This window comes from Caulobacter sp. HMWF025 (genome assembly GCF_003060965.1).
GTDB lineage: Bacteria > Pseudomonadota > Alphaproteobacteria > Caulobacterales > Caulobacteraceae > Caulobacter.
The window spans coordinates 5116-10955 of the sequence record NZ_QAII01000053.1 but is presented as its reverse complement, the minus strand read 5'-3'; the positions used below and the strand labels follow the sequence as shown (position 1 = coordinate 10955).

Here is a 5840-nt window from a genome sequence, read left to right as displayed (position 1 = left end):
GGGCCAGGGGCGGCGAGGCCTATGTCGACTATGCCCACACGCCTGACGGGCTGGAGACCGTGCTCGAGGCCCTGCGGCCGCACACCACCGGCAAGCTGGTCGTGGTGTTCGGGGCCGGCGGTGACCGCGACCGGACCAAGCGGCCGCTGATGGGCGAGATCGCCGCGCGTCTGGCCGATGTGGCCATCGTCACCGACGACAATCCGCGCTCGGAAGACCCAGGCTCGATCCGTGCCGCCATCCTGGCCGCTGCGCCGGGCGCGACCGAGATCGGCGACCGCCGGGCCGCCATCCGCGCCGCTGCGGCCCAGCTGGTCGAGGGCGACGTGCTGGTCGTGGCCGGCAAGGGCCATGAGCAGGGCCAGATGGTCGCCGGCATCAATCATCCGTTCGACGATGTGGCGGAAACCCTGGCGGCGCTGGAGGGCACCGATGTCTGAGCCCCTCTGGACCGCCCATGAAATCGCCGAGGCCATCGGCGGCCGGGCGACCGAAGACTTTGCCGTCACCGGCGTCTCGATCGACAGCCGCAGCCTGCAGCCGGGCGACCTGTTCGTCGCCCTGACCGGGGCGCGGGACGGCCATGAGTTCGTGGTTCAGACCGCCGACAAGGGCGCGGCCGGGGCCCTGGTCTCGCGGCCGGTGGCGGTGCCGGCGGTGCTGGTCGAGGACACCTTCCGGGGTCTGGAGCGTCTGGGCGAGGCGGCCCGCATCCGGGCCCCGCAGGCGCGGCGCGGGGCGGTGACCGGCTCGGTCGGCAAGACCAGCGTCACCCGCGCCGTCGAGGCCGGGCTGCGGCTGGCCGGCAAGGCCCACGCCTCGGTCAAGTCGTACAACAACCATATCGGCGTGCCCCTGACCCTGGCCCGCATGCCGCGCGACACCGAGCGGGCGGTGTTCGAGGTCGGCATGAACCACGCCGACGAGATCACGCCGCTGTCGCAGTTCATCCGTCCGCATGCGGTGGCCATCACCACGGTCGGGCCGGTGCACCTGGAGAACTTCGCCGACGGCGAAGCCGGCGTCGCCCGGGCCAAGGCCGAGATCTTTGCCGGTCTGGAGCCGCAGGGCGTGGCGGTGCTGAATGCCGACAATCCCTGGTTCGACCTGCTGAAGGCCGAGGCCGAAAAGGCCGGGGCGGCCGTGTGGAGCTTCGGGACTTCGCCCGATTGCACGGCCCAACTGGTCTCATTTTCTACCGCTCTCCCCGGCGAAAGCCGGGGTCCAGATGACAAGGCTGCGGACGCTCGGGATGAGTCTGGGTCCCGGCGTTCGCCGGGAAGAGCGGTTGTCAAAGCGGTTCTTCGTGGCGAGCCGATCGAGATCGAGCTCCTGCAGACCGGCGTCCACTGGGGGCCCAACAGCCTGTGCGTGCTGCTGATGCTGGAGGCGCTGGGCGTCTCGCGCGAGATCGCCCTGGCGGCCCTGGCCAGCTTCGAGCCGATCGAGGGGCGCGGGGCCGAAAAGGTCGTCACCGTCGAGGGCGGCAGCTTCACCCTGGTCGACGAGAGCTACAACGCCAACCCCGTGTCGATGCAGGCCGCGCTCAAGACGCTCGGGGCGCGCAAGGTCGCCGGCCGGCGGATCGTGGTGCTGACCGACATGCTGGAACTGGGCGAGGGCAGTGCCCGCTTCCACGCCGATCTGGCGGGCCCGATTGCGGACGCCGGGGTCGATCTGGTTTTTCTTGCGGGCGTCCACATGAAATCGCTGTGGGAGGCGCTTCCGCCGACTCGGCAGGGCGGCTACGCGGAGGTTACCGAAAAGTTAACGGCAGCGCTGGCAGCAGCGGTCCGGCCGGGCGATGTGGTGATGGTTAAGGGGTCGAACGGATCCAGGGCCAGTGTGGCGTCAGCCGCCCTGGCGGCGCTCGATCTTGGGGAACGGGGCTGATGCTGTACCTGCTGTATGAGTGGCTGGCGCGTGCGCACGACCATGTGCCGCTGCTGAACCTGCTGAAGTACCTGACCTTCCGCACCGGCATGGCCATGCTGACGGCCTATATCGTGGCCGTGGCCATGGGCTCTCGCTTCATCCGCTGGATGAAGGCCAAGCAGGGCAAGGGCCAGCCGATCCGCACCGACGGCATCGCCCGCCACGTTCTGGAGAAGTCGGGCACGCCCACCATGGGCGGTTTCATGATCCTGGCCGGACTGTTCGTCAGCGCCCTGCTGTGGGCCGACCTGCGCAACATCCATGTCTGGGTCGTGCTGCTGATCACCGGCAGCTACGGCGTGCTGGGCTTCATGGACGACTATGCCAAGGTCACCAAGCAGACCACGGCCGGCCTCTCCAGCGGCCAGAAGCTGGTCGCCCAGTTCGTCGTCGCCATCGCGGCCACCGTGCTGCTGATCCTGGCCGCGCCCAAGTCGCCGATGACCCCGGGCATGGAAACCAGTGTGGTCTTCCCGTTCTTCAAGGCCCTGGTGATCAATCTGGGCTGGTTCTATGTGGCCTTCGCCGCCGTCACCATCGCCGGCTTCTCCAATGCCGTGAACCTGACTGACGGTCTGGACGGTCTGGCCATCGTGCCGGTGATGATCGCCGCCGCCACCTTCGGCCTGATCACCTACCTGGTCGGCAACTACCGTTTTGCGGACTATCTGAACCTGCATTTCGCCCCCGGCGTCGGTGAACTGTCGGTGCTGTGCGGCGCCATCATCGGCGGGGGCATGGGCTTCCTCTGGTACAACGCCCCGCCGGCCAAGATCTTCATGGGCGACACCGGTTCGCTGGCCCTCGGCGGCGCGCTCGGCGCCATCGCCGTCTGCTCCAAGCACGAGCTGGTTCTGGGCATTGTCGGCGGCCTGTTCGTGGCCGAGGCCCTGAGCGTCATGATCCAGGTCGCCTACTTCAAGAAGACCGGCAAGCGGGTCTTCCTGATGGCGCCGATCCACCACCATTTCGAGAAGCTGGGCTGGGCTGAATCCACCGTCGTGATCCGCTTCTGGATCGTGGCGATGATGCTGTCCTTCGTCGGCCTCGCCACGCTGAAGCTGCGCTAGGGAGACCGAGATCATGATCCCCGTCCGTGGATTCGAGGGCAAGTCCGTCGCGGTGTTCGGCCTAGGCCGCACCGGCCTGACGGCGGCACGCGCCCTCGTCGCCGGCGGAGCCCATGTGGCGCTGTGGGACGAGAAGCCGGCCAGTCGCAAGGCCGCCGAGGCCGAAGGCTTCAAGGTCGTCGACCTGCGGGCCGCCGACTGGAGCCAGTTCGCCGCCCTGATGCTGTCGCCCGGCGTGCCCCTGACCCATCCCCAGCCGCACTGGACGGTGAAGATGGCCAGGGATGCCGGCGTCGAGATCCTCGGCGACATCGAACTCTTCGCCCGCACGGTCAATGCCGCCCCGGCGCACAAGCGGCCCAAGATCATCGCCATCACCGGCACCAACGGCAAATCCACCACCACGGCCCTGATCGGCCACCTGTGCGCCTCGGCAGGCCGCGACACCCGGGTCGGCGGCAATATCGGCGCGGGCGTGCTGGGCCTCGACGACATGCACGGCGGCGCCGTGTACGTCTTGGAACTCTCGTCCTACCAGCTGGACCTGACCAGCAGCCTGAAGGCCGACGCGACGGTGCTGCTCAACATCTCGCCCGACCACCTGGACCGGCACGGGGGCATGGACGGCTATATTGCCGCCAAGCGCCGCATCTTCCTCAACCAGGGCAAGGGCGACACCGCCATCATCGGGGTGGACGATCCCTGGTGCCAGCAGATCTGCACCGAGATCACCGCCGCCAACCGCCGCACCATCTGGCCGATCAGCGCCGGCAAGGCCATGGGCCGGGGCGTCTATGCCCTGCAGGGCGTTCTCTATGACGCCACCGGCGACCGGGTCACCGAGATGGGCGACCTGCTGCGGGCTCGCAGCCTGCCGGGCCGCCACAACTGGCAGAATGCCGCCGCCGCCTTCGCCGCCGCCAAGGCCATCGGCATCCCGGCCCAGGACGCCGTCGACGGCCTGATGAGCTTCCCGGGCCTAGCCCACCGCATGGAAACCGTCGGCAAGATCGGCAAGGTCCGCTTCGTCAACGACAGCAAGGCCACCAATGCCGACGCCGCGCGTCAGGCGATGAGCAGCTATCCCAAGTTCTACTGGATCGCCGGTGGGGTGGCCAAGGCCGGCGGCATCCACGACCTGGCCGATCTCTTCCCGCGCATCGCCAAGGCCTATCTGATCGGCGAGGCCTCGCTGGACTTCGGCCAGACCCTCGAGGGCAAGGCCCCGGTCCGCCACTGCGCCTCCCTGGAGATCGCCACGGCCGCGGCCTATTCCGACGCCCTGGACAGCGGCGAGGACGCCATCGTCCTGCTGTCGCCGGCCTGTGCGTCGTTCGACCAGTTCGCGGACTTCGAGGCCCGGGGCGAAGCGTTCCGCGCGGCGGTCGAGGGCCTCAGCCGGATCGGGGCGAAGGCGGGGTAGGGGGGTATTGCCGCCAGGAGCGTCTTGCGGCGTGCTTCGGTTCGTTGCGTGTGTCACCCAAACTTGTAAAATCTAGGGTTGCCAGGCTCCGTCGGCGGCACGTAGCTTTTGACCATGCTCAGACCCGCCGCTCTAGCGCTAGCGTCAACCTTGCTGCTCGTCCCGGTGTTGGCTCAAGCTGCTCCAGTGGTCGTCGACCGGTTCTATTGCGGAGAGCTGTCCAGCAAGAGCCAGGAAACCAAGCTGAACTTCTTTCGCTTGGGCGAGGGGATCGAGGATGCGACCTGGCTGGGTGTGGTCCGCGCTCCGACGGTTCAGACCGGCCCGCCTGCACTCGCCTGGTGCCGCGAGCGCATGGCCCAGGACGTCAATCCGGCAACCTGTCGACGGGACGGCAATCCCGCTGTGCCCAGCGGCGCGTTGAGATTCAAGGTTGTTGAAACGCTCATCGGCGCTCCGGCCACCGAGGTCGAGGTATCGCCTCGCACAGGGGTGAGAATCCTATTGAACACAGGCCTTGAGGGGCAGCCGGTGACATCCGCCTGCCAGCAGGCCTTCCTAACCGACCCCAGCGGCGATCAGGTCTATTTTTCGCCCGCTATCGTTTCCCTGGATCCGGGCCGCGACTATGTCCTGTTACTCAAGCCTGCAGCCAATGAAGACCCGCTCGATCCGGTGGTAGTGCCTGGAACCGGGCCCCGCATTTGGGCTGCTGCTTTTGCTTTGGTGGAGCGACCTGACCAAGTCCGCCGCCAAGTGCGCTCCGCCGTTAAGGCTTACAAGCAATCTCTGAATGCCTCGGTTCCAAAGCCATAGCCCTTGATCACTGGTTTCGCGGTCGCACGCGATATGAGCTTTTACCTAAGATAGGGCATGAGCGTGAAGTTCCGAAAAACCGGTCATTCTATCCTGACCTCAGCATCTTCTGCCTTGACGCTTGTCGCCCTCGTCTCCTGTGGGAAAGCCAGGAATGAGCCGCCTTCGCCTGTGCGGGCTACTGATGGGCTTTGGACGTTTCATGCGCTGAACGGCAAAACAGGCCGTGGGCCAACGCTCCATTTAGGCGAGGCCATTTTTCAGCTCGAAGGATGCGGAAACCTGGTTGGCACCCTAGGCACCGGCACCGCGCCCTCGGTCATGAAGGCCGTAGATATCGCTCGCTGCAATGATGAAGAACGAGCACTTCATGATCGCGTGACTGCGATCATTGAGGCCTCCCCGACACTTGCCCTGGCCAATGATAGTGGTTGTGAGTTCGGACGAGCCGTCGAAATCAAGACTTCCAGTGACGTCGTCGTTTTCTGTGGAATGAATAGCCCTGAAGAATAGCGCCTTCCTTCTCCCCTTGCGGGAGAAGGTCGCGGCGAAGCCGGCGGATGAGGGGTCGACAGGCCTTTCGGGTCTGGCGTTCG

Annotated in this window: 6 protein-coding genes; all 6 read left to right on the top strand. The window is 66.6% G+C overall.

Annotated features, from left to right (window positions below; translation table 11 throughout):
* On the top strand, nucleotides 1–440 hold a 440-nt coding region (locus DBR10_RS07410), incomplete at its 5' end, for a glutamate ligase domain-containing protein (protein WP_272482604.1).
* Complete coding sequence (locus DBR10_RS07405; RefSeq protein ID WP_108556237.1) at nucleotides 433–1893, top strand: UDP-N-acetylmuramoyl-tripeptide--D-alanyl-D-alanine ligase; 1461 nt, start codon at nucleotides 433–435, stop codon at nucleotides 1891–1893. The genes DBR10_RS07410 and DBR10_RS07405, both read left to right, overlap by 8 nt.
* Entirely contained in the window at nucleotides 1893–3005 is a 1113-nt protein-coding gene (gene mraY, locus DBR10_RS07400) for a phospho-N-acetylmuramoyl-pentapeptide-transferase (protein WP_108505835.1), read from the top strand. Before DBR10_RS07405 ends, mraY begins: the two co-directional genes overlap by 1 nt.
* 13 nt (nucleotides 3006–3018) lie before the next feature.
* Entirely contained in the window at nucleotides 3019–4428 is a 1410-nt protein-coding gene (gene murD, locus DBR10_RS07395; RefSeq protein WP_108505834.1) for a UDP-N-acetylmuramoyl-L-alanine--D-glutamate ligase, read from the top strand.
* A 150-nt stretch (nucleotides 4429–4578) separates the two neighbouring features.
* The gene (locus DBR10_RS07390) at nucleotides 4579–5244 is read left to right on the top strand and encodes a hypothetical protein (protein WP_146187826.1); all 666 of its coding nucleotides are present in this window, start codon (nucleotides 4579–4581) and stop codon (nucleotides 5242–5244) included.
* Nucleotides 5245–5301: 57 nt separating this feature from the next.
* On the top strand, nucleotides 5302–5757 hold the full coding sequence (locus DBR10_RS18890) for a hypothetical protein (protein ID WP_146187825.1): 456 nt from the start codon (nucleotides 5302–5304) through the stop codon (nucleotides 5755–5757).
* The last annotated feature ends 83 nt before the right edge of the window (nucleotides 5758–5840 follow it).

What these genes read in the sequence shown, in the direction of transcription:
- mraY (WP_108505835.1), top strand. Translation starts at nt 1,893, where the DNA reads ATGCTGTACCTGCTGTATGAGTGGCTGGCGCGTGCGCACGACCATGTG.
- DBR10_RS18890 (WP_146187825.1), top strand. Translation starts at nt 5,302, where the DNA reads ATGAGCGTGAAGTTCCGAAAAACCGGTCATTCTATCCTGACCTCAGCA.
- DBR10_RS07405 (WP_108556237.1), top strand. Translation starts at nt 433, where the DNA reads ATGTCTGAGCCCCTCTGGACCGCCCATGAAATCGCCGAGGCCATCGGC.
- murD (WP_108505834.1), top strand. Translation starts at nt 3,019, where the DNA reads ATGATCCCCGTCCGTGGATTCGAGGGCAAGTCCGTCGCGGTGTTCGGC.